Source organism: Nostoc sp. UHCC 0870, from assembly GCF_022063185.1.
In the GTDB taxonomy this organism is placed as follows: domain Bacteria; phylum Cyanobacteriota; class Cyanobacteriia; order Cyanobacteriales; family Nostocaceae; genus Trichormus.
Genome location: NZ_CP091913.1, coordinates 3,273,948 through 3,297,247 on the forward strand (window position 1 = coordinate 3,273,948; position 23,300 = coordinate 3,297,247).

Genomic DNA, 23,300 nt, shown 5'->3' on the forward strand with positions numbered 1-23,300 from the left:
CTTGCGGTACTAGGTAGTTAATTTTAAGAAAATATATTACAAAAACATCAAAATGGTAGCCATACAAAATCAAAATAAAACCAAAGATATCGAAGCCATATATCCCCTTTCGGCAATGCAGCAGGGGATGTTATTTCATACTCTTTATCAGCCAGAGTCAAGAATATACTTTGAGCAATTTCGCTTCACTCTGCATGGGGATTTAAATCAGAGTGCGTTTGAGCAAGCTTGGCAACAAGTAGTACAGAGACACTCGGCTTTACGGACTCTTTTCGTTTGGAAGAACCGTAAACAGCCAGTCCAAGTAGTGCGTAAACAGGTGAATTTACCTTGGATTAACAAGGACTTGCGTTTACTCTCAACAGAAGAACAGCAAACACAAATTAACTATTTCTTAAACACCGATAAAGAGCAAAGTTTTGAACTTGACAAAGCTCCCTTGATGCGGTTTGTTTTATTTCGGTTAGCCGACGAGACTTATCATTTTATTTGGAGCTTTCATCATATATTGCTGGATGGTTGGAGTTGGCCGATTATCTTCAAAGAAATCTTTGCTTTTTATGATGCCATCACCAAGAATCAACAATTATATTTAACTCCATCTCGCCCTTACCGAGACTATATTAATTGGTTGCAGCAACAAGATTTATCTGATGCAGAGGAATTTTGGCGGCGGAATCTCGAAGGTTTTACTGCTTCTACCCCTCTCGTTGTAGAACAAACTGTAGGGCAGATTGCTCACCAGCAAACCAATTATATTCGACACCAGCATCTATCAACCGAGGCAACTACTCAATTAAAATCTTTTGCCCAACAACATCATCTCACCGTCTCTACCTTGGTGCAGGCAGGTTGGGCATTATTATTGAGTCGCTACAGTGGTGAGTCGGATGTAGTATTTGGGGCTACAGTATCCGGTCGTCCTCATGACTTATCTAGTGTTGAGTCGATGGTAGGTTTGTTTATTAATACCTTACCTGTACGGGTAAAAATTCCCGAAACACCTGATTTATTGCCTTGGCTAGTGCAGTTGCAACAAGAACATATAGAACGGGAGCAGTATTCATACACCTCATTGGTAGATATTCAAGGCGTAAGTGAGATTCCTCGGAATCAACCTTTGTTTGAAAGCATTGTGGTATTTGAAAATTATCCTGTCAACGCAACCTTACAAGCACTACCGGGAAATTTGAGCATAGGCGATCGCCAAGCCTTGGGAGAAACCAATTATCCCTTAACGATAGTTGCAATTCCCGGTGAAGAACTGGTGATCAAAATTAACTACAACCGCGATCGCTTTGATGCAGATACTATTGACCGAATGATTAGTCATTTACTCACCCTGTTGCAGGGGATTGTGACTAATCCTCATCGTAGTGCTGGCAAATTACCCCTACTCACACCAGCCGAACAAGATTTACTTTTAGGAGAATGGAACGCTACCCAAGCTGCCCAACCCATCAATGATTGCATCCATCGAGTATTTGAGCAGCAAGTTGCCAAAACACCCGCATCTGTGGCGGTGGTGTATGAGAATCAAAGTCTAACTTACCAAGAGTTAAATCAACGCGCCAATCAACTAGCCCACCATCTACAACATTTGGGTATCAAACCAGATGCACCAGTGGGAATTTGTCTAGAACGTTCCCTAGAGGCGGCAATTGCCATCTTAGCTACCCTCAAAGCTGGTGGTGCTTGCGTCCCCCTTGACCCTACTTATCCCCCGGAACGGTTAGCATTTATGCTGGCGGATACTTGTACAAGTGTTGTATTGACCCAAGCTAGTTTAAAAGGGATGGGGGATGGGAGATTAGAGACTAAAGTCATTTTGTTAGATGAGGGATGGGAAGAGATAGCCCAAGAATCTGACACCAATCCTCAAACAGATGTACAACCGCATAACTTAGCTTACGTCATCTATACTTCAGGGTCTACAGGTACTCCTAAAGGTACGCTTGTCCCCCATTTATCCCTCACCAATTTAATCGAACACCATCAAGCAAAGATGGCTACAGGCGTGGGTGTGCTTCAGTTTGCCTCCCTAAGCTTTGATGTCAGCTATCATGAAATATTTGCGGCGTGGGGTTTGGGTGGCACACTGTATATGATTCCCGAAGGCGATCGCAAAGACTTAGATAAATTAATTAAATTACTGGCTCAAGCACCAATTGCGAAAGTCTTCCTTCCCGTCACCCTCTGGCAACAATTAGCAGAAATATACGGAGAAGAAGCACATCTATTTAAAAACATTAGAGAAGCGATCGCCTGTGGCGAACAACTCCAGATTACCCAACCAATGATTAAGCTATTCCAACGTCTGGAGAATTGTAGACTCTATAATTTCTACGGGCCAACGGAAGCAGATTTAGTTACAGCTTATACCTTTAGTCAGCAGCCAGAAACATGGCCGATTTATCCCCCCATTGGTAAACCTGCCGTTAACGTGCAAGTTTATCTATTAGACTGCAATTTCCAACCCGTACCCATCGGCGTTCCTGGGGAACTCTACGTTAGCGGTGATGGTTTATCTCATGGCTACCTCAACCGCCCAGATTTGACAGAGCAAAAATTTGTCCCCAATCCCTTTGACAATTCAAAATTATATAAAACAGGGGACTTAGCTAAATACCTCAGCGATGGGAATATCGAATTTTTGGGGCGGATAGACGACTTAGTCAAAGTCCGGGGTTTTCGGGTGGAACTGGGTGAAGTTGAAGCAGTCTTGAGTAAACATCCCCAAATTAACCAAGCCGTCGCTAAGGTGTTTGGACAAAGTGCTAGGGAAAAATATTTAGTCGCTTACTTTGTCGCCATTCAAGGACAGACAGTCACCGTTGAAGAGTTGCGTACTTTCCTAGAAGACCAATTGCCAGATTACATGATTCCCTCGGCTTTTGTGCAGTTGGATTCCTTTCCCTTAACCCCTAATGGTAAAGTTAATCGTCGCGCTTTAAAAGAACCAACAAATAGCCGACCAGAATTAGCCCAAACTTTTGTTGCACCCCGGACACCCACAGAAGAAATTTTGGCAGGTATTTGGAGGGATGTTTTAGGACTAGAACAAATCGGCATTTACGACAACTTCTTTAATTTGGGAGGACATTCTTTACTTGCCACCCAAGTTATTTCTCTGACCCGTAAAGCATTTAAGATAGAATTACCCTTGCGGAGTTTATTTGAATCTCCAGCGATCGCCACATTAGCTAGAACAGTTGAGACGACTAGCCAGCAAGAACTTATACCAGAAATCGTACCTTTAAAAGTCGGGCAATCTGAACACGCAATCCAGCCAATTTCCCTAACTCAGCTAGAGCTTTGGTTTTTCGAGCAATTCTATCCTGGTAATCCTGTATACAACCTTCCCCTAGTCTATCGCGTCACAGGTCTGCTGGATGTGAAAGCATTGGAGCAGAGTTTAAGAGAAATTGCCCGGCGACACGAAACATTGCGAACCACCTTTAAGGTTAAAAATGGACAAGTGGTTTATGCAATTTCCCCTGAACCTGTATTTGATTTTACCGTAGTAGACGCACAAGACATATCTGAAGCGAAACGCCAAGCAGAGAAAGAAATTAAGCAGCCCTTCGATTTGGCACAGGGGCCTCTATTGCGGAGTAAGCTTTGGCGGTTGAGTGAAACAGAGCATTTACTTGTTGTCACTACACACCATATTGTCGCCGATGGTTGGTCTTTCAGCGTATTGACCCAAGAAATGGCCAGCCTTTACGAAGCCTTTTCTCAAGGTAAACCCTCACCCCTGAAGGAGTTACCCATCCAATATGCAGACTTTGCACATTGGCAAAGACAATTATTGCAGGGTCAAACCTTAGAATCACAGATGCAATTCTGGAAACAAAATCTAGGTGTCACCCCTCCAGTATTGAAACTACCAACTGACTATCCACGCCCGTCAGTGCGAACCTTCACAGGTGCGCGTCATACCTTAGTAATTTCTCAAGACTTAACCAAAGCACTGAAAAACTTGAGTCAACAGGAAGGCGCAACCTTATTTATGACCTTGTTAGCAGCACTCAATACATTACTTTTCTGCTACACAGGACAACCAGACATCATTGTGAGTACCACAGTTGCCAATCGTACCCGCCCAGAAGCAGAACAGCTGATTGGTTTCTTTGTCCAATTACTGCCATTCTGCACCAACTTAGAAGGCAATCCCACCTTTCGAGAACTACTGCGGCGAGTCCGGGAAGTAGCTTTAGGAGTGTATGCACATCAAGAAATGCCCTTCATCAAACTATTAGAAGAACTGCAAATAGTGAGAGACTCTAGTCAAACACTACTTGCTCAAGTGATGTTTGTCTTCCAAAACATTCCAGAAGATGATTTAAACCTAGCAAATTTGACCTTAAAGGAGGAATTTATTGCCACAGATACCAAAGACACAGCAGAATTTGATTTAAATCTGACACTCCAAGAAACATCAGAGGGAATTGAAGGGGCTTTTGCTTACAGAACTGATTTATTTACAGCTAATACTATCAGCAGAATGGTAACTATATTTCAAAATATACTGGAATATATAGTTACTAATCCTGAACAACGTCTTGGTGAACTGCCCTTTTTAAATGAAGGCGAAACTTTGCCATTTCAAAATAGCAAATTACCCATAGCTAACAACAATTCTCAGCATGAATTTACTGAACCTAGTAACCCTATAGAAGAAGCCCTATTAGCTATTTGGAAAGAAATATTAGGGTTAGAACATATCAGCACTCAAGATAACTTTTTTGACCTGGGAGGACATTCCGCACTAGTTCTACAACTCACATACAAATTACAACAAGCTTTGCAAATAGAATTACCCTTAGTTGCTCTATTTGAAAAAGTTACCATTGTTCAGCAAGCAGAAACTATCCGCAATTTACATCCTGCTCTCTAACTCCTCCTCTCTGCGCCTCTGCGCCTCTGCGTGATCAATAATCTTAAAATCACCCTTACTCTAACGAAACAACTGTGAAACCCTCCCTTTTTGACCTAACAGGTAAAGTTGCCATTATCACCGGATCTGCACGAGGTATCGGCAGAGCCATAGCACAAGGATTAGCATCTGTAGGCACAAAGGTTGTAATTGCCGATATTAAAGCACCAGAAGCCGAAAAAATAGCCCAAATAATTCAAGAGGCTGGAGGGGAAGCGATCGCCATTCCCACCGATGTCAGAAATCGCCAAGACTGTTTACAGCTAATTGAGCAAACCATAGGCTACTATCAACGGCTGGACATTATGGTGTGTAATGCCGGCATTGACATCATCAAACCGGCGGCTGACTTAGAAGAATTAGAGTGGGATAACATCATCAACGTCAATCTCAAAGGATACTTCCACTGCGCGCAACTGGCGGCGCGACAAATGATTGAGCAAGGTACAGGCGGCTCAATTATCATGAACTCTTCCATTGGCGGCGTAGTGGGAATCGGTGGTTCGGCGGCTTACACAGCATCAAAAGGAGGGGTAAATTTACTAGTGCGATCGCTAGCTCTAGAATGGGCAGATCATCAGATTCGAGTCAATGCTTTTGCTCCTGGCTATATCGACAACATCATGGAAGGTACGGAAGGATTTAGGCGATCGCCACAAGAGGATCAGCAACATCTGAGTGCTGTGATTCCCATGCAGCGACGCGGTAAACCAGAAGAACTCATCGGGCCAGTCATATTTCTTGCCTCTGAAGCAGCCTCCTATGTAACGGGGGCAGTTTTGATGGTGGATGGGGGATACAGTGCCATGTAGGGCAGATAAATGCAATTTCTGGGAACACAACTATGGGAAGATTGAGCAAATTTAATGCTATCCGCCGTCGGCAATTGCCAGTTCTACTAGGATTTATCTTGGGGATTGTGGCGATCGCTGTAGCTAGTTGTGTGCAAACTCAGTTATTAGCTAAACCCGTAACCGCATCTCAAATCATTCTTAGTAGCCCTGTCGAACCCAACACCTTTAATCCTCAGCTAATGGAGCAGGGAGGAGGTATTTTAATTTTCCTCTATGAAGGACTAATTTATGAAAATGGTCAAGGAGAAATTCAACCAGCGTTAGCTAAGTCATGGGATATTTCTGAAGACCAAAAGCACATTATTTTTACACTCAGGAAAGGACTGCAATGGTCAGATGGTAAACCTCTAAATGCTGATGATGTGGTGTTTACTTATCAAGATATTTACACAAATCCTGCTATTCCTTCCTATGCCAAAGATTTTTTAGAAATAGGCGAAACTCGCAGCTTTCCTAAAGTGAGAAAGCTGGATAATTGGCGCGTTGAGTTTACCCTACCACAACCTTTTGCTCCCTTTCTTCGCACAACCAAACTAGAAATTTTACCTGCTCATATACTGCGAGACAGTATCATCAAAAAGGACTCCGCAGGTAGGCCACTATTTCTCTCAACCTGGGGTACAGATACTCCACCCAATCAAATTATCAGCAACGGTGCTTATAAATTGGAGTCTTATGTTCCAGGTGAGCGAATAACTTTTCGCAAAAATCCCTATTACTGGCGGAAAGATTCTCAAAATCATACTCAGCCCTATATTGACCGTATAATTATCAGTACGGTCAATAATAATGATACGGCATTAATTCAATTTCGTTCTGGAGGTCTTGATTTTATTCATGTCAATCCTAGTTATTTTTCCTTATTAAAACAAGAAGAAAAAAGAGGTAAATTCACAATCTATAACGGTGGTTCTCAGCCAGGAACTACAGCAATAATGTTTAATTTAAATACCGGGGTGAGAAATGGTCAGCCTTTAGTTAATCCAATAAAATCTCGCTGGTTCAATACAGTAGCATTCCGCCAAGCTGTTGCATATAGTATCAATCGCCAGGGTATGCTCAACAACCTATTTGCAGGGGTAGGATCGCTGCAAAATTCGCCCATTGCAGAACAGAGTCCTTACTATCTTGCTCCAACAGCAGGTTTACCAGTCTACGACTATAACCCCCAAAAGGCAAAAACATTACTTCTCAAAGCAGGCTTTCGATACAACAATCAAAGTGAGTTATTTGATAGTGATGGGAATCGCGTCCGGTTTACCATCAACGTCAATGTCAGTAATAAGATGTTGCAGAATATGGCCTCTTTGATTCAAGAAAATTTAAGCCAAATCGGAATTCAGGTAGATGTGAATTTGATTCCCGTGGGATTGATTGTAGACAAATTAGCAAATCGTTTTGATTGGGATTGTCAGATTATTGATGGTTTTCCCATGTCCATAGAACCTCACGAAGCAGCAAATATTTGGTCTACTAAAGGGAATTGGCATTTTTTTAATCGTCAACCCCAAGCTGGACAAGTACCAATTACTGGACAACAGGTAGCAGATTGGGAACAAAAGATTGCTGATCTCTACATTCAAGGTGCAGCAGCAAATGAAGCAGATCGAAAACAAATTTATGCAGAAACTCAAAGGCTGAGTCAGGAATATCTACCGCTTATTTATCTTGTGAACTCTTTATCAATAGTGTCTGTACGCAACCGGATTCAAGGTGTGAGACATTCCGCTTTAAAAGGAACATTTTGGAATGTTTATGAACTAAAAATCAATTCCTTGTAGTACAAATCTTAATCAGGAAAAGATAACTATCAAATCCCCAGGTAGACTTCAATCAATAGCTAACACCCATTTTCAATCAAGAATTTTTTATTAACTTTTAAACAAATAATTATGAGTGTATATATTTTAAAAAAAGTATTACCAAAACCAGTAGTTATGTTTTTTTATAGCATAATTTTTATCCTGGCTTTGATTTCTAGCTCTGGATTAATCAATACAGTTTTACGCTCTTATGAAAATCCACAAAATCTTGGTGATATTGCTGTGAAATTGCAATATTTTACTGAACATAAAGATGATTATGATGCAATTTTTTTGGGGGCAAGTACCACCTATCAAGAAGTTATTCCTAAAGTATTTGATGAATCAATTTCAGCCAACGGCAAGAATATCAAATCCTTCAATTTTGGGATTATGGCAGCCAATGTAGCTGAGTTAGATTTTTATCTGCAAAAAATTTTAGCTTTAAACCCAGCAAAATTAAAATGGATATTTTTAGACTGTTTAGTTAATGAATTTCATGAAATTGCGCCAACTTCGGCTAGAAATGTTTACTGGCATACACTTCCTCAAACTATAGATAATTTTCAATTAATTGCTAATTCAAATTATTCCTTAAAAGAAAAAATAGGTGGATTTTACGCTAATTCCATAAGCTTTATCTATCGGTCGTTAGGAATTGGTTACTTTTCTAATTTTTGGCAGCAAATAGATGAAAAACAACTACCCGATGGAATACAAAAAATAGCATCTACTGACAAAATGTTAGAGGAATCTGGATATTATGCAATGGATTGGATGCAAAATAGTGAAGCATGGAAAAAAACTTTTCAAACCAAATACTTGCAGAACTATCAAAAAAGATTAGAACAAGCCAAATTAGGAGATTCTGAACAAAATAATACATCTACACTGCCACTTAATGATTATGGAATTAAAATCATTCAGCAGATTATTTCTAGAATTGAAGATTTTGGGAAAACTAGCAAAAATAAAGTTGATGCTATCTTCTTTATTCCTCCCATCTTAGAAGCTGATGTTGATCATTCTGCTATTATGAAAGCTTATGAATTAGGATATATTCCCACTCTATTTGCTTTTAATAATCCTAATACCTTCGCTAATTTCTACGAACTGGATTACCGAAGTGATGGCAGGCATTTAAATCACAAGGGTGCTAAAGAATTTACTCTAGCTCTAGCAGAAAAATTTTCACAGCATCTTCATAAATCTCAGGAAGTTTTTAGCAAAACATATAGCAAAGCATAGTTGTAAATTATGCTTCCTATTCTCGTAATATTAACAGCAGTTAAAACCAAAATTATCTAAGTTAGTTATTAAGGTTTTAAGTGATGTTTAAAAACTCATGGCAATGTAGTCTTGTAATTTGAGTTGAACCCATATGAAAATCGAACAAAAAAACAACAGCCTTTTTAATCAAGATAAAAGCACTATAGATTGTGAAGTCATTCTCAATGAATATTTGTTGAAAGAAGTTATCTTACCCAAAGCCTACGTTACCACTCCTGCGGAATACTGCACTAATTTTAAGATTGAAAAAGAAGAACTGTTGCTTGAACTTTTTTGTGATGACCATCCTGGCAATATTCAAAATTGGGTGGAAATATCTGGAGGTGCTAATGCTGATTTCGATTGGCATGGATTGCAGGAAGACTGGTTAGCTTTATTGCAAGGCTCACACAAGATTGAAGTTATTGAACTACCAAAAATTGATTTAAAATCTGTATACCAAGATGTGATGAATTTAGAATCAGAAGGTAAGCCGATTACCCTTGATAGCCTTCAAGCTACTAACTATCGCAGTTACAAAGAACTTAAGGAAGCCGGGTTAACTAGAATAATTGAATTATCTGCTCCAGCAGAATTAAATGTTAGTAATATCCCAATTGTGGTTATTCCCCAAGGAGTGTTTCACTCTGCTGTGACACCTGAACGCTGCTTAATGCTTAACTTAGGGAAAAAATTTGGAATTTCCAGTAGTTACAGTGAGTATAGGAGGTTAGAATATCAAACATACGCAAGATAGATTACGTTTGAAATTTAAGTATAAATCAGCCATATAAAAACTAAATTTTAGGAAAATCAAAATGGCATATTTAATCCAACAAATTTTAGAAATAAGTGCAAATAATTATCCAGATAAGGAAGCTGTAATCTATAAGAATAAAAGCATAACTTATCAGGAGCTAGATCAGCTTTCTAATCAGTTCGCTCGTTTTCTAAACGATGCTGGCATAGGTAAGGGCGATCGCGTCGGTATTTGTCTCAACAAATCTATCGAAGCAGTTGCAACTATTTACGGCATACTGAAAGCTGGTGCTACCTATGTTCCTATAGATCCATTAGCTCCCATCAAGCGGCTGAGATTCTTAATTGCAGATTGTGAGCTAAAAGCTCTGGTGACTACTCAGACAAAGCTGACTAGCCTCTATCAAGACGCAGTAGATAATTTTTCCCAATATTTACAATGCGTCATTCTCGAAGATAAAAGTACGCTAGGCAATGAAAGTGAGTCTTTCCCAACAAAAGTAGTTACATGGGAGGAAGTATTGCGATCGCCTGACACTCCCTTATCACTAACAGGTGTTATTGACCAAGATTTAGCCACTATCATATACACTTCAGGCTCAACAGGCCAACCGAAAGGCGTAATGATTAGTCATCAAGCTGCTCTGACTTCTATTAACTGCTTGTGTGAAGGTTTTAATGTGCAGCCTAGCGATCGCGTATCAGGTCTGTTTCCTATCTATTTTATCGGCTCATTTTTTGATATTTTCATGCCAATTAAGGCAGGAGCTACACTAGTTTTAGTTCCTCCAGAACTCTCAGTGTTACCAGTAGAATTAAGCAAGTTTACTGAAAATCAACGCATCACAATTTGGTCTTCAGTCTCATCATTGCTCACCCAACTTGTACTCCGGGGAAATTTAGACAAGTATAAACTACCAGATTTGAGAATAATTATATTTGGTGGCGAGATATTCCCCCAAAAATACCTACGTGATATGATGAAAGCCATTCCCCAGGCTAGTTATTATCAACTCTATGGTTCTACAGAAGCATTCCCTCGTACCTATTATTTACTTGATCAAAGTTCTCCAGAACTGCCAAAAATTCCCATTGGTAAAGCCTTTAATAATATTGATTTATTTGTGGTGAATGAAAAAAATCAAATTGTTAATCCAGGGGAAAGTGGGGAACTTTGTATGCGGGGTTCATCACTCATGAAAGGATACTGGAAAATGCCTGAAAAAACCAAAGAGGCTCTAGTTCCCTATGTATTTAATCCTCACCTAGGTGAAGAAATTGTCTTCCGTACTGGCGATATAGTTCAACAAGATATAGATGATAACTATATCTATGTAGGTCGGAGTGACCACCAAATCAAAAGCCGGGGATACCGGATTGAACTAGGAGAAATCGAGAGTATCCTTTACAGCCATCCAGATGTTGAAGAAGCAGTAGTTCTTGCTATTCCTGACGAGCAAATCAGCAATCGTATTGACGCTATAGTTGTCATCAAAGAAGGTAGTAACCTGAAACAGAACGAGTTGCAATATTTTTGTGCAGAGCGTATTCCTAAATACATGATTCCTGAGAATATTGAGTTTCGTAGTACCTCTTTACCTAAAACACCCACAGGCAAAAGTGATAGAAATTTACTACGCACAGCAGCAATTGAGAACAATTCAAAAGTATTAAAAACAGTTTGACAAGGAGATTGATAATTATGCCTATAAACAACTACACCGATGCAGAGATTGAACAAATAATTAAAGAACATATTGTGCAGAAGTTTATGTACAATCGCCCTGATGCCACTTTGTCAAATGATATCCCCTTAATTTTGGAAGGTATTATTGACTCAATGAGTCTTTTTAAGCTGGCTAATTTCTTGGAAGAGAAATTTGGTTTTACTTTCAATCCAGATGAATTTTCAACAGAGAACTTTGAAACAGTTAACGCTGTCAAGTCTTTGGTTATAAAAAAAATGTAAGCCCTAAATAAACATGGTATTTACAGAGTTTCGTTTTTTATTTTGCTTTCTGATTGTGTTCTGCATCTATTGGGCTTTGCGGAAACACAATCATCGTAAATTTTGGTTGCTAGTCTGTAGTTATAGCTTCTATGGTGCTTGGGATTGGCGATTCCTGTCTTTGCTCTTGCTCTCGACAGCCATTGGTTACTTTGCTGGTTTGATGCTATCTAAACCACAGGAGCAAGACAGCCAATTAGTAGAGAAAGGAGAAACTAAAAATAGATGGATAAAACTATTTTCTGGGGATTGGGATACCCTGCTTGCTAAACCACTAAATCAGAAGCAACGCCAAGCATGGTTAGCACTCTGTTTAGTATGGAATCTAGGAATATTAGGATTTTTTAAATACTATAATTTCTTTGCTGATTCGGCATCAAACTTATTAACTTTTTTGGGGCTACCTGTTAACTTAACAACCCTGGAAATTATTCTGCCAGTAGGCATTAGTTTTTACACTTTTCAAATTCTCAGTTATTGCTTTGATATCTATCTAGGCAAACTCAAAACCACACGAAATTTTGGTGATTTTGCTCTGTTTGTAGCTTTTTTCCCTCAATTGGTTGCAGGGCCAATTGTCCGTGCATCTAGCTTTTTACCTCAACTGCTAACCCCCAAAACCATCAACGAGGTTGATATAAGGGGATGTTTAATGCTGTTTTTCGTGGGATATTTCAAGAAAGCGTGCATTGCAGACAATCTCTCTCCCTTAGCAGACCAGTATTTTGCCAATCCAGAAATTTATACCGTCTTGAGTTGTTGGTTTGCAGTTATTGCTTTTGTTATACAAGTATACTGCGACTTTTCCGGCTATTCAGATATGGCGATCGCCTGTGCAGGTTTACTGGGATACAAGCTACCTCTCAACTTTAATTTCCCCTACTTTGCCAGTAATATTACAGACTTCTGGCAACGTTGGCACATCACTCTCTACAATTGGCTGCGCGACTATGTATATTTCCCTTTAATGATCAAGTTCCGCAAAAATCAATACATAGAACTGCTGGCCTACGGAAATATTTTAATTACCATGCTCCTATCAGGACTCTGGCATGGAGCAGCTTGGCATTTTGTAGTTTGGGGAGGATTGAACGGAATTGCTTTAATTTTTCACAAGCAATGGTCAATGTGGATTGCTCCCTATAAGCAACTTTTGCCACTGCGAAATATATTAGGTATCCCTCTCACCTTTTACTGGGTTTGTGCCTCTACCATCTTCTTACGGAGTAACGATTTGGCCAGTGGTCTGCAAGTGGAGAAATCTTTTGTATTCCTCAATTCCTCCGGTTCGCAAAATCTAGACCTGCAAATGGCATGGATTTTTATCCCTTTAATTATCATGCACTGGGCTAACTATAAAGGTTGGTTCAGAGATTGGTGGGAAAAAATTCCTCAATGGAGTTTTGCAGTTTTCTATGGGGTGTTAGTTTCCACAATACTTCGGTTTATCGCTATAAGTCCTCAACCCTTTGTCTACTTCCAGTTTTAGCGTAGTTAGTATTCAACTAACAATTAATTATATTTCATATCCTAAAAATTATGAAAATCGCCTTCTTCGATTATCCCATGACCCTAGCCGAACCTCCTAAAACCGGGGGAGTGCGCCTAGTATCCTATGCCTTAGCACTGCGTTTAGCTCGTGCTGGTCATGAGGTTTTATTCTATGGTTCTAAAGGTAACTATCAAGAATTAGAATATAAAGAAGATGGCATCACCTATCGCCGCATCCCCGAATCATGGCTTGATAAAATATTAGATACATTCAGCTTGCTTGATAGCTGGAATATCTCTAATCCTCAAAGACCTTTTTATGCCTCCACATTATTTTTTCCTGAATTTTACCGACAAGTCGCCAAGGATATTCAAGGACAAAAATGTGATGTCATCCACATGAACATTGTTCCTCAATTTGTTCCCTTGATGCGTGCTTATAATCCCCAGGTGAAAATTGTCTTACATATACATAGTGATTTTCTCCCGTTGTTAGATCCAGTCATAGTAGAAAAGCAGATTAAGTCTATCGATTTGGTCGTTGGATGTAGTAATTACGTGACAAATCAGGTTCGTAAATATTTACCACACGTTAATAGTCAAACTCTTTACAACGGTGCAGATACTCATCACTTTAGTATCCCTAATAATTACAACCGAGAAGCTAAGAAAAAAAAGATTAAACAAATTCTATTTGTCGGCAGAATTTCACCGGAAAAGGGTGTACATATTTTAATTGATGCCTTTAATAAAGTAGTATCTAAATATCCTCAAGTAGAACTAAAACTTGTAGGAGCAGAAAACGCATTAGTGCCGTGGTACATACTGGATAAAGAAGATCCACAAACTCAAAAGCTTCGTCCTTATTATCAAGGTAGTTATAGAGCGCAATTGCAAAAGCGAATTGCTGCTAGTGCAGCTAATTCAGTTTCTTTTTTGGGTAAAATTCCCCATTTTCAGCTATTAGAATATTATCAACAAGCAGATATATTTATTTTTCCCTCTGTCTGGAATGAACCATTTGGGATGCCGGTTGTAGAAGCAATGTCAATGGGATTGCCCGTGATTACTACCCGTGGGGGTGCTTTCCCCGAACTGGTAGAGGATGGGAAAACAGGGTTATTGGTCGAACGCGGGGATGTAGAGGCTTTAGCTGAGGCAATGCTGCGACTGCTTTTAGACGATAACCTCTGTCAAGCAATGGGAGGCGAGGGCAGGCGGCAAGCAGTCGAAAAGTTTGATTGGAATCATCAGGCGGATCAGCTTTTACACCACTATCAGACAATGATGAAAAGTCTAACTACATCACTGAGGAGTTAATCATGTTGGCAAGCCTAGAAAAAACGCCACTGACTATTTTCCGTGAAATGAAACTGTTTATCATTGTTTGGGTGGGGCAACTTATTGCATCTATTGGTACTACCATTAGCGCATTTGCTTTGGATGTTTGGGTTTACGAACAAACGGGTTCTGTCACCCAATTTGCTTTAATTGCCCTTGCCAATACTTTACCCCTGATTTTACTTGCTCCCGTAGCTGGGTTATTCGTGGATCGGTGGGATCGTAAATGGACAATGATTATCAGCGATTTATTGGCAATTTTACCAACTGTGGCGATCGCTATTTTATTGCTCATCGGTCGGTTGGAAATTTGGCACATTTACTTAGCCAATACCTCCAGTGCTGTCTTTATGGCTTTTCAAATGCCAGCTTTCATTGCTTCCATCACTCTCCTAGTGCCAAAACAGCACCTTGGTCGGGCTAATGGAATGCTGAGTTTGATGAACGGTACGGCGCGACTTGTCGCACCACCTTTAGGTGGTGTCCTGCTAGGACTGATTTCTCTGCAAGGGATTATTGCGCTGCATATAACCACCATCTTTTTGAGTATTGGTATCCTCTTGCTGCTTCAGTTCCCTCAATCCAGAACTCCTGATATTACCAACGAAGGAAGTTCCTTTCTCAAACAAACAACCTATGGCTTTACCTATTTATTAGCTAGGCCAGGACTACTAGGAGTATTAATCATCTCAGCTTACAGCTTTTTTCTTGTAGGAGGTGTTCAGGTCATCACTACACCCTTGATATTATCTTTTGCGCCTGTAACGGTTTTGGGGACTATTATTTCCCTCTTTGGCGTAGCTATTTTAGCAGGTGGCTTGCTGATGGGTATCTGGGGCGGTCTAGAGCGTAACATGAATATGATTTACGGCTGTATGCTTCTCACGGGTGTGTTTCTGATTGTCGCCGGTGTGCAAGCTTCTATTTTTGTCTTTATTGTTGGCATCTTCTTATTCTTTTTGCTCCGACCAATCATTGCTAGTTCAACCCAAGCTATTTTTCAGGCAAAAGTAGAACCATTAGTGCAGGGTAGAGTCTTTTCAATTAAAGGCGCGATCGAAGCTGTCGGTTTACCTCTTGGCTATATCACAATAGGCCCCCTGGCAGAAAAGGTTTTTGAACCTTTAATGGCTACTGATGGTTTCTTGGCAGGTAATATCGGACAAATTATTGGTGTCGGTACAGGTCGGGGGATGGGGCTTCTGTGCATCATCATGGGAATCTTGACTATTTCCGCAACCTGTATTGCTTACTTCTTCCCTCGTCTGAGACTTGTAGAAGATGAACTACCTGATGTGATTGATGAAGTAGCGTTGGCTACACCCGCCGCAGACATCCCTGCTATGGCGAAGTGATAAAAAGTATATGCAGTATATTTTCAAGCTATATTTGCCTCTACTTAAGTGATACAGTGATAGAAAATTTTCAACGTATTTACGTATCTACTATAAAATATGCAAGCTGAAGTGATTCGCAATCAAGCATTAAAAGATACCAAATCTCCATTTTCGTCTTTCATTCAATTTTGGGAGAGTGTGAGAGCGATCGCAAGGCCTTACTGGTATCCAACAAAGCCAGGTGAAAGAGCATTTTCAGATGTGATTGGTGCTTGGGGAATGCTCTTGCTGTTGTTATTCTTAATAATTGCACTTGTAGCTACGACTGTTTTGAATAGCTTCATTAATCGTTATTTACTCGATACCATCATTAAAGATAAGGATCTTTCTAAGTTTGTAAATATTTTATGTTTTTATGGTTTAAACCTTTTATTAGTAACTCTGTTGGTAGGGTTTTCTAAATTTGTCAGAAAAAAAATTGCTCTTGATTGGTATCAATGGCTAAATAATCATATTTTATCAAAATATTTAAGCAATCGAGCCTATTATAAAATCAACTTTAAATCTGAGGTTGAAAATCCAGATCAACGACTATCTCAAGAAATTGAACCTATTGCCAGTAATTCTCTCCGCTTTTTAGCTACGTTACTAGAAAAAGTTCTAGAAATGATAGCTTTTTTAATCATTCTTTGGTCAATCTCTCAGCAAGCTGCAATTATTCTAGTTACTTATACATTTATAGGTAATTTGATTTCCCTCTACTTAACTCAAGAATTAAATAAGATTAATGGAGAAGAACTTGAATCGAAAGCTAACTACAGTTATGGACTGACTCACATTCGGACTCATGCTGAATCCATAGCTTTTTTTCAGGGAGAGAACCAAGAACTAAATATTATTAAACGTAGATTTTTGATATTAATTAAAAGTGCTAAAGATAGAATTGGTTGGGAAAGAAATAACGATATTTTCAATAGAGGATATCAGGCTGCAATTCAAATATTTCCATTTATTGTATTCGGTCCTTTAGACATTAAAGGAGAAATGGAATTTGGTGAAATTAGCCAAGCCGCTATAGCTTGCAGTCTGTTTGCTACTGCTCTGGGAGAATTAATTAATGAATTTGGGACTTCTGGAAAATTCTCTAGTTACGTTGAGCGTTTATCTGGGTTTTCAAATGCGTTAGCAGATGCTACCAAAAAACCAGAGAATGTCAATACCATTAAAACAGTAGAAGACAACCGATTGGCTTTTGAAAATGTCACCTTACAAACTCCTAACTATGAGCAGGTGATTGTTGAAGATTTATCGTTGTCTGTGCAACCAGGAGAAGGTTTATTGATTGTTGGGCCGAGTGGTCGAGGTAAAAGTTCTCTGCTAAGAGCGATCGCTGGTTTGTGGAATGCGGGAACTGGTCGTTTGGTTCGGCCTCCCCTGGAAGAGGTATTGTTTTTACCCCAACGTCCTTACATTATTTTGGGAACTTTACGCGAACAGTTGCTTTATCCTCATACAAATCGTCAGATAAGCGATGCAGAACTCAAAGACGTTTTGCAACAAGTTAACCTGCAAAACTTGGTAAGTCGAGTCGATGGCTTTGATACAGAAGTTCCTTGGGAAAATATATTATCCCTTGGAGAACAACAACGCTTGGCATTCGCACGGCTATTAGTGACCCGTCCTAGCTTTACTATATTAGACGAAGCAACCAGTGCTTTAGATTTGACAAATGAAGGAAATTTATATCAACAGTTACAAGAAGCGAAAACAACGTTTATCAGTGTTGGACATAGGGAAAGTTTATTTAATTATCATCAATGGGTTCTGGAACTTGCACAAGATTCTAGTTGGCAACTCGTGACTGTGCAGGATTACCGGAATCAAAAAGCAGTTGTTAGTATTCCTTCCGCAAATCCTTAAATAAAAATAGGCTCGTCTTGAGTGTTTTAAGCAAATTCCAAGACCAATTAATGATCGCTAGTTCCAAGCAGCAAATATTTAGATAAGATGCTCTCTCAGCACTCTATTGAGCCGTGCTGACAAGTTGCTTCCAGGCTTTAACTGCTGTCTGTAAACCCTTTGGTAAATTGTTTTGGGAAATATCGTTATACTGCACCGTACCTTTGCGGCTAGTGAGAGTATACGTAATATAATCAGCCGCACCTCTAGACGCTGGATAACTCAGATTTTGAAATTCTCCTTGTGCGCGGTTGATGACTCTTTGAAATTGACGTACCTGTGCTGAAGTCACCCGACGCACACTCCGTTCAGAATCATTAGCATCACCAATCCGCACCCGAATTAACCTACCATCATTAAGTAATACTGTTTCGTAGGTTCTACCAATAAAGCCACCACTAGATATTTGTCGAAACACCACATTTCTATCTAAAGGTGGCGGTAACTCATTAGCAGGAATCGGTACTGGACGAAGAGTGCTAGAATTATTCTCTTTGCGTCTTACAACAGATCCAGTTTCGTTAGTGTGATAAATCCACCTTTGTTGACCACTAGTAACCACAACTCGCCAACCAGGAACTAAAGCTTGAGTACAAAATTCATCTGGTCTTGGTAGTTCCAAACAACCATTACCCCAAGTTTTACGAATAGAATCAGTAATTTTGAGTTTTTTTGTAGCAATCCCCTCTCTGCGCTTGATATCTTGCAAGACTGCGTTAGCTACTGCTCGTGGTAAAGGCTCTGATTTAACGTTTTGTTTAACGACTTCCTGGGGAGTCTCTACTAAAAAATTGCTAGGTAAAGCAGAGGCATTTTGAATCAATATGAAACCACTACTAACAGATAAAATACCACTCAACATTACAGCAGTAAAAATTCGAGCTTGTTTAGCATGAAAATGAGTTTTCAGCATAAGATTGTTAGCTAACAATATAACTGATTTGATCATATTTTGCGCCCAACGGCTGTAGCTACCGGCTTTAAGCTAGCAACTAAATTCACCATATCTTCTAAAGATAGGGCTTGACGAGCATCAGACACAGATTTTTCTGGTTCTGGGTGACACTCAATAATTAATCCATCTGCACCACAAGCTACAGCAGCTTTAGCCAGAGGTGCAACTAGTTCCCGTTTACCGACAGCATGGGAAGGGTCTACAATCACGGGTAGGTGAGTAATTTGCTTGAGGGCGGCTACAGCAGCTAAATCTAAGACGTTGCGGGTGTAAGTATCGAAGCTACGGATACCCCGTTCACACAGCACTACATTAGGATTACCGTGGCTAACAATATATTCAGCCGCCATGACAAATTCTTCAATAGTCGCAGCTAAACCGCGTTTGAGTAATATTGGTTTACCAGCTTGTCCCAAGGCTTTCAGCAAGTCAAAGTTTTGCATATTGCGGCTACCGACTTGTAGCATATCCACATGGGCGGCGACTACCTCGATTTGGGAAATCGCCATGACTTCAGTGATAACTGGGATATTGTAGCGCGATCGCACCTCGGCTAAAACTGCCAATCCTTCTTCTCCCATTCCTTGGAAAGCATAGGGCGAAGTACGCGGTTTGAAAACACCACCACGCAAGGCTTGTACAGGTGCAGCCGCTATATTTTGGGCGACTGTCTCCATTTGTTCTAAGCTTTCTACTGTGCAAGGACCACCGATAATTACTAAGTCTTCTCCACCGAAAGCCACTGTTTCGGTAAGTTTAACGATTGTCTGATGATTGGAATGCAATTGGGCAACTAGTTTGGCCTGAATCATGATTTTAATCTCCTAAAAATTTGAGGATTGGGAAGAAATTCTTCCTTGTCTAGCTTGTAAAAAAAAGCCCAGAACCTTTGACAGTTCCGGGTGCGTATGATTTATCAGCATGACGCTATTTACCCGGAACTTGCTCTAGGCCAAAAGTAAAAGCTATAAAACCAGTTACTGGAATAAGTCATCATGATGAGATTTTGCTCCTTAAAAACACAAAAACCGCAGAGTTCGCTCTGCGGTTCACCTGGCGGTTTCCATTAGGAAACTAATTCACCGCCGGTGAACCGCCTTCAACCAAAAATAAAAGTAACGAGTGCTGCTGAACATTTTTGAAATGGTAAGCTAGATAGATTAATGTACAACTTATATTAAGAGTAAACATAACAGAAGGTTTTGGTAGCGTCAAGGCCAGTCAAAAACCCAAAAAAGCGATAAACTCATTAGCAAGTTTGGAAATTACAACTAGATTGTATACAAACTAGATAACGAGTTACGGATTAATATTTATAGGCATCCCATATCATTCGTGAGAGCCAAGAACCCCCATTTCTCCAGAAAAGAAAGGTTGCCCAGTCTCCCATTTCTCACAAATCAAATAGGATTGCTATATGTCTAGAGTTATATAAATTTTATTTTTAGGTAATTGTGATGAGGTATATCAGCAAAACAAGATGAAAAATACCACCCCTGATGATAGTGGTAATTATAACCAAATTGTGCATCTATCTAATCAACTTTTAAGCACAACTTAGTTCAATTATGCCCAGGTCTAAAATCTTCACTAAACCTTTTGATACTCACGATGTTTACCCTTGTCCAGTCTGTCGAGTCGGCAAAATTTCCCATATACCATTGATGGAAGCTATGGGTTGTGATTTTTGCCATGAAATTTTTACTATTAATGTAGAACAACAACAAATTAAAATGCCTTCTCGACAACCGCCATTAATTTGGCGATGGAATGGATTGAATTGGTCAGAAGTCCAATTAGAGGGTGTGGAATTAGGTTTGGGTTATGTCTTAGCAGCAATTAGTTTTGTAGTTCTGCCCACTTTCTTAATTGGGATAGTAGCTTATTATTTTCCTCCTCACCCTCATGATCCTATTAGTTGGTTGCCTTATATCTGGACAATATTCACTTTTTTGTCGCATTTATCAATTATTATTTGGATTTTTATAGAAATTTATCAAATACCAATAGCTGTATATTTGCAAGCATTGAATAGATGGAGAAATAGACAAATGGAAAGATAGGGAAAAATTACGCATTGATGAATATATCTATCAAGATGAGTATAGCGATCGCCTACAATGGGGTAACGCATCATTAAAATTTCTTAGCTGTTTCGTATAAAAAGATTCTCTATTAAAACATCTTATGAGCGAACTGGAGCGATATTATAGGGTATTAGAATTAGAACCTGGTGCGACCCTTGAGGAAGTTAATCAGGCTTATAAAGATTTGGTGTTTGTATGGCATCCAGATCGTCTACCTAAAGATAACCTCCGCTTACAACAAAAAGCACAAGACAAGCTCAAAGCAATTAATGAAGCGCGTGAAAGATTGCGTTCTTTGAATGGTAAAAACCAAAATATTTATCATTCTTCATCACCTCAACCTCAAAACCCATCCCCAAATAACTACCAGCCACCCAAGCAAAATTCAGATTTAAGTGGTAAAGACTTCAGCAGAGCAAATTTAAGTAACAAAGATTTATCCGGCAGAAACCTCAGTTATGCTAACTTAAGCGGTGCTGACTTGAGTGATACTTTCATGCACAAAGTTATTCTTAGAGGTGCAGATTTATCAGAAGCTAATTTATTTAGAGCCAATTTGCTTTTAGCTGACTTAAGAGAAGCCAATTTACGCGCGGCTAACCTAATTGGTGCGGATCTTAGCGGTGCGGATTTGCGGGGTGCTGACTTAACAGGGGCGCGGATTCGTTCAGGCGATCGCCTACTGGTAAAATTAATTGGTGCGAATTTAGCAGGTGCAATTATGCCTGATGGACTTGTGCATAAATAGTCATTAGTCATTAGACATCTTGCGTAAATGCTGAAGCTGTCATGTTGAGCGAAACATCTCAAAGATTATATATTTCATTCAAAATGACGCATCTCATTTTCGGACTTTTGCAAAAGGTCTATTAGTCATTGAACTTTAGATTATTCAATCCAAAATCTAAAATCTAAAATTCCCAGTCCCCAGTCCCCAGTCCCTATTATGAATATTGCAATTATTGGGTGCGGCTACGTTGGTTATGCTATTGCTAAATATTGGCAGCAAAATTCATCCTTTAACGTTACTGTCACTACAACTACACCTGAACGTGTATCAGAACTACAATCTATCTCACAAAAAGTTATAGTTACCAAAGGTGATGATTTAGAAGGATTAAAATCAGCTACAGAAAATCAAGATGTTGTTCTGTTAAGTGTTGGGGCGAAGAGAGGTAGATCATATCAAGAAACTTATGTCAATACTGCTAATAATTTAGTAGCTATTCTCCAACAAAATACCACTGTCAAACAAATAATATATACAGGTAGCTATTCTATTTATGGTGATAGGGATGGCGAGTGGGTAGATGAAGAAACGCCAGCTAAACCTATTACTCCTAATGCAGAAATTATGAAAGCGACAGAAGATATTTTACTAGCGGCTGATAGTGAAAGTCTGCGCGTTTGTATTGTGCGATTAGGGGGGATTTATGGGACTGGTAGAGAATTAATCAAAATATTTAGTAGAGTCGCTGGTACAACTCGCCCTGGTAATGGTAGTGATATCACAAACTGGATTCATCTAGATGATATTGTAGGGGCTATAGAGTTGATCAGACAGCACCAACTACAAGGTATTTATAACTTAGTAGATGATGCCCATCTCACTAGGAAAGAACTACTAGATACTCTGTTAACAAAATATAACTTACCCTTAGTATCGTGGGATGATTCAATTAAGAGCGATCGCCAATATAATGTTACAGTTTCCAACCAAAAAATTAAAGACGCTGGTTATCAGTTAATCCATCCCCAAATGATTTTTTAGCAACTACCAAAACCTGGGAATTATGCAAGCATCTCCACCCACGCAATTTTATACTTGGCAGAATTATAACTGTGCATATAAAGTCTATCAACCCGATAAATTAAACACTGAAGCTATTCCCTTATTATTAATTCATCCTATTGGCGTGGGTTTATCTGGGAAATTTTGGCAACGTTTTGTCAGTGAATGGTTTAGTCAGGGAAACCACAATGTTATTTACGCTATTAGTATTTTTTATACGGAGAACTTAGTGTGGTAAATTGACGCTTACTAGCTGACTATACTCAAAATCAGCTAACTTTATCGTAAACTTTATATAAAGAACTAGTAAAATTACATAAACGATTCACTGCTCACCAACTAGATTTTTTCAGAAAAAATTCTTTATAAGCTTGATTATGTCTAGATTTAGTCGAAAAAACTACCAGACTCTGCAATATATTTTTTCTGTAAAGGGTCGAACTATTACTTGTGGACTATTTTCTGTAAAGGGTCGAACTATTACTTGTGGACTAAGTAAATTTATCCTAAAGTATTGAGTGTTCAAATGAGGAACATACGGAGTCAAGTTTCGCTTATAGATGAAATCAAGACACAAAGAAAGTAAATTCTAGTATAAATGCTGAGACTGTTTGTGTGCGATCGCGGCAAGGATGCTCATCAAAGGCTCTTGCGTGTATGTATTTATAAGCAACTTTATCCTGAATCTTCAATTGGACTATTTACTG

17 protein-coding genes are annotated in these 23,300 nt (G+C 39.3%); 15 read left to right on the forward strand and 2 right to left on the reverse strand.

Features of this window, described 5'->3' with window-relative positions; genetic code table 11:
• Positions 1-52: 52 nt before the first annotated feature.
• The 11 genes from L6494_RS13810 (at position 53) to L6494_RS13860 (ending at position 17,720) form a co-directional block, all read left to right on the forward strand.
• On the forward strand, positions 53-4,900 hold the full coding sequence (locus L6494_RS13810) for a non-ribosomal peptide synthetase (RefSeq protein ID WP_237988296.1): 4,848 nt from the start codon (positions 53-55) through the stop codon (positions 4,898-4,900).
• Between the two features lie 74 nt (positions 4,901-4,974).
• Positions 4,975-5,751 carry an SDR family NAD(P)-dependent oxidoreductase gene (locus tag L6494_RS13815; protein WP_237988297.1) on the forward strand — a complete coding sequence of 259 codons (777 nt, stop codon included), beginning with the start codon at positions 4,975-4,977 and terminating at the stop codon, positions 5,749-5,751.
• 32 nt (positions 5,752-5,783) lie between these two features.
• A complete protein-coding gene (locus tag L6494_RS13820; RefSeq protein ID WP_237988298.1) occupies positions 5,784-7,574 on the forward strand; it encodes an ABC transporter substrate-binding protein in 1,791 nt (596 codons plus the stop codon).
• A gap of 111 nt (positions 7,575-7,685) precedes the next feature.
• Complete coding sequence (locus L6494_RS13825; RefSeq protein WP_237988299.1) at positions 7,686-8,843, forward strand: hypothetical protein; 1,158 nt, start codon at positions 7,686-7,688, stop codon at positions 8,841-8,843.
• Positions 8,844-8,976: 133 nt separating this feature from the next.
• Positions 8,977-9,621, forward strand: a complete 645-nt coding sequence (locus tag L6494_RS13830) for a hypothetical protein (protein ID WP_237988300.1) — start codon at positions 8,977-8,979, stop codon at positions 9,619-9,621.
• Positions 9,622-9,682: 61 nt separating this feature from the next.
• Positions 9,683-11,308 carry an amino acid adenylation domain-containing protein gene (locus L6494_RS13835; protein WP_237988301.1) on the forward strand — a complete coding sequence of 542 codons (1,626 nt, stop codon included), beginning with the start codon at positions 9,683-9,685 and terminating at the stop codon, positions 11,306-11,308.
• A gap of 17 nt (positions 11,309-11,325) precedes the next feature.
• Entirely contained in the window at positions 11,326-11,592 is a 267-nt protein-coding gene (locus L6494_RS13840; RefSeq protein ID WP_237988302.1) for an acyl carrier protein, read from the forward strand.
• A gap of 13 nt (positions 11,593-11,605) precedes the next feature.
• Entirely contained in the window at positions 11,606-13,120 is a 1,515-nt protein-coding gene (locus L6494_RS13845) for an MBOAT family O-acyltransferase (protein WP_237988303.1), read from the forward strand.
• Between the two features lie 50 nt (positions 13,121-13,170).
• Positions 13,171-14,442 carry a glycosyltransferase family 4 protein gene (locus tag L6494_RS13850; protein ID WP_237988304.1) on the forward strand — a complete coding sequence of 424 codons (1,272 nt, stop codon included), beginning with the start codon at positions 13,171-13,173 and terminating at the stop codon, positions 14,440-14,442.
• A gap of 2 nt (positions 14,443-14,444) precedes the next feature.
• Entirely contained in the window at positions 14,445-15,818 is a 1,374-nt protein-coding gene (locus L6494_RS13855) for an MFS transporter (protein WP_237988305.1), read from the forward strand.
• Positions 15,819-15,917: 99 nt separating this feature from the next.
• Positions 15,918-17,720, forward strand: coding sequence for an ABC transporter ATP-binding protein/permease (locus L6494_RS13860; protein ID WP_237988306.1), 1,803 nt, complete (start codon positions 15,918-15,920; stop codon positions 17,718-17,720).
• Positions 17,721-17,823: 103 nt separating this feature from the next.
• On the opposite strand, the gene L6494_RS13865 is transcribed toward L6494_RS13860, so the two are convergent.
• The gene (locus L6494_RS13865; RefSeq protein ID WP_237988307.1) at positions 17,824-18,708 is read right to left on the reverse strand and encodes a hypothetical protein; all 885 of its coding nucleotides are present in this window, start codon (positions 18,706-18,708) and stop codon (positions 17,824-17,826) included.
• Positions 18,705-19,526, reverse strand: coding sequence for a 3-deoxy-7-phosphoheptulonate synthase (aroF, locus tag L6494_RS13870; protein WP_237988308.1), 822 nt, complete (start codon positions 19,524-19,526; stop codon positions 18,705-18,707). Before aroF ends, L6494_RS13865 begins: the two co-directional genes overlap by 4 nt.
• A 756-nt stretch (positions 19,527-20,282) precedes the next feature.
• Between aroF and L6494_RS13875 the strand changes: the two genes are divergently transcribed.
• The 4 genes from L6494_RS13875 (at position 20,283) to L6494_RS13890 (ending at position 22,831) form a co-directional block, all read left to right on the forward strand.
• Entirely contained in the window at positions 20,283-20,777 is a 495-nt protein-coding gene (locus tag L6494_RS13875; RefSeq protein ID WP_237988309.1) for a hypothetical protein, read from the forward strand.
• A gap of 124 nt (positions 20,778-20,901) precedes the next feature.
• Positions 20,902-21,549, forward strand: a complete 648-nt coding sequence (locus L6494_RS13880) for a pentapeptide repeat-containing protein (protein ID WP_237988310.1) — start codon at positions 20,902-20,904, stop codon at positions 21,547-21,549.
• A gap of 198 nt (positions 21,550-21,747) precedes the next feature.
• Positions 21,748-22,572: an SDR family oxidoreductase gene (locus tag L6494_RS13885; protein WP_237988311.1), complete on the forward strand. Its 825-nt coding sequence runs from the start codon at positions 21,748-21,750 to the stop codon at positions 22,570-22,572.
• Between the two features lie 22 nt (positions 22,573-22,594).
• Positions 22,595-22,831 carry a hypothetical protein gene (locus L6494_RS13890; protein ID WP_330911010.1) on the forward strand — a complete coding sequence of 79 codons (237 nt, stop codon included), beginning with the start codon at positions 22,595-22,597 and terminating at the stop codon, positions 22,829-22,831.
• The last annotated feature ends 469 nt before the right edge of the window (positions 22,832-23,300 follow it).

Excerpts from the sequence above, each read along its gene's own strand:
- L6494_RS13845 (WP_237988303.1), top strand. The coding sequence starts at position 11,606 with ATGGTATTTACAGAGTTTCGTTTTTTATTTTGCTTTCTGATTGTGTTC.
- L6494_RS13860 (WP_237988306.1), top strand. The coding sequence starts at position 15,918 with ATGCAAGCTGAAGTGATTCGCAATCAAGCATTAAAAGATACCAAATCT.
- L6494_RS13865 (WP_237988307.1), bottom strand. The coding sequence starts at position 18,708 with ATGATCAAATCAGTTATATTGTTAGCTAACAATCTTATGCTGAAAACT.
- L6494_RS13830 (WP_237988300.1), top strand. The coding sequence starts at position 8,977 with ATGAAAATCGAACAAAAAAACAACAGCCTTTTTAATCAAGATAAAAGC.
- L6494_RS13825 (WP_237988299.1), top strand. The coding sequence starts at position 7,686 with ATGAGTGTATATATTTTAAAAAAAGTATTACCAAAACCAGTAGTTATG.
- L6494_RS13855 (WP_237988305.1), top strand. The coding sequence starts at position 14,445 with ATGTTGGCAAGCCTAGAAAAAACGCCACTGACTATTTTCCGTGAAATG.
- L6494_RS13875 (WP_237988309.1), top strand. The coding sequence starts at position 20,283 with ATGCCCAGGTCTAAAATCTTCACTAAACCTTTTGATACTCACGATGTT.
- L6494_RS13890 (WP_330911010.1), top strand. The coding sequence starts at position 22,595 with ATGCAAGCATCTCCACCCACGCAATTTTATACTTGGCAGAATTATAAC.
- L6494_RS13850 (WP_237988304.1), top strand. The coding sequence starts at position 13,171 with ATGAAAATCGCCTTCTTCGATTATCCCATGACCCTAGCCGAACCTCCT.
- L6494_RS13840 (WP_237988302.1), top strand. The coding sequence starts at position 11,326 with ATGCCTATAAACAACTACACCGATGCAGAGATTGAACAAATAATTAAA.
- L6494_RS13835 (WP_237988301.1), top strand. The coding sequence starts at position 9,683 with ATGGCATATTTAATCCAACAAATTTTAGAAATAAGTGCAAATAATTAT.
- L6494_RS13820 (WP_237988298.1), top strand. The coding sequence starts at position 5,784 with ATGGGAAGATTGAGCAAATTTAATGCTATCCGCCGTCGGCAATTGCCA.
- L6494_RS13885 (WP_237988311.1), top strand. The coding sequence starts at position 21,748 with ATGAATATTGCAATTATTGGGTGCGGCTACGTTGGTTATGCTATTGCT.
- aroF (WP_237988308.1), bottom strand. The coding sequence starts at position 19,526 with ATGATTCAGGCCAAACTAGTTGCCCAATTGCATTCCAATCATCAGACA.
- L6494_RS13880 (WP_237988310.1), top strand. The coding sequence starts at position 20,902 with ATGAGCGAACTGGAGCGATATTATAGGGTATTAGAATTAGAACCTGGT.
- L6494_RS13810 (WP_237988296.1), top strand. The coding sequence starts at position 53 with ATGGTAGCCATACAAAATCAAAATAAAACCAAAGATATCGAAGCCATA.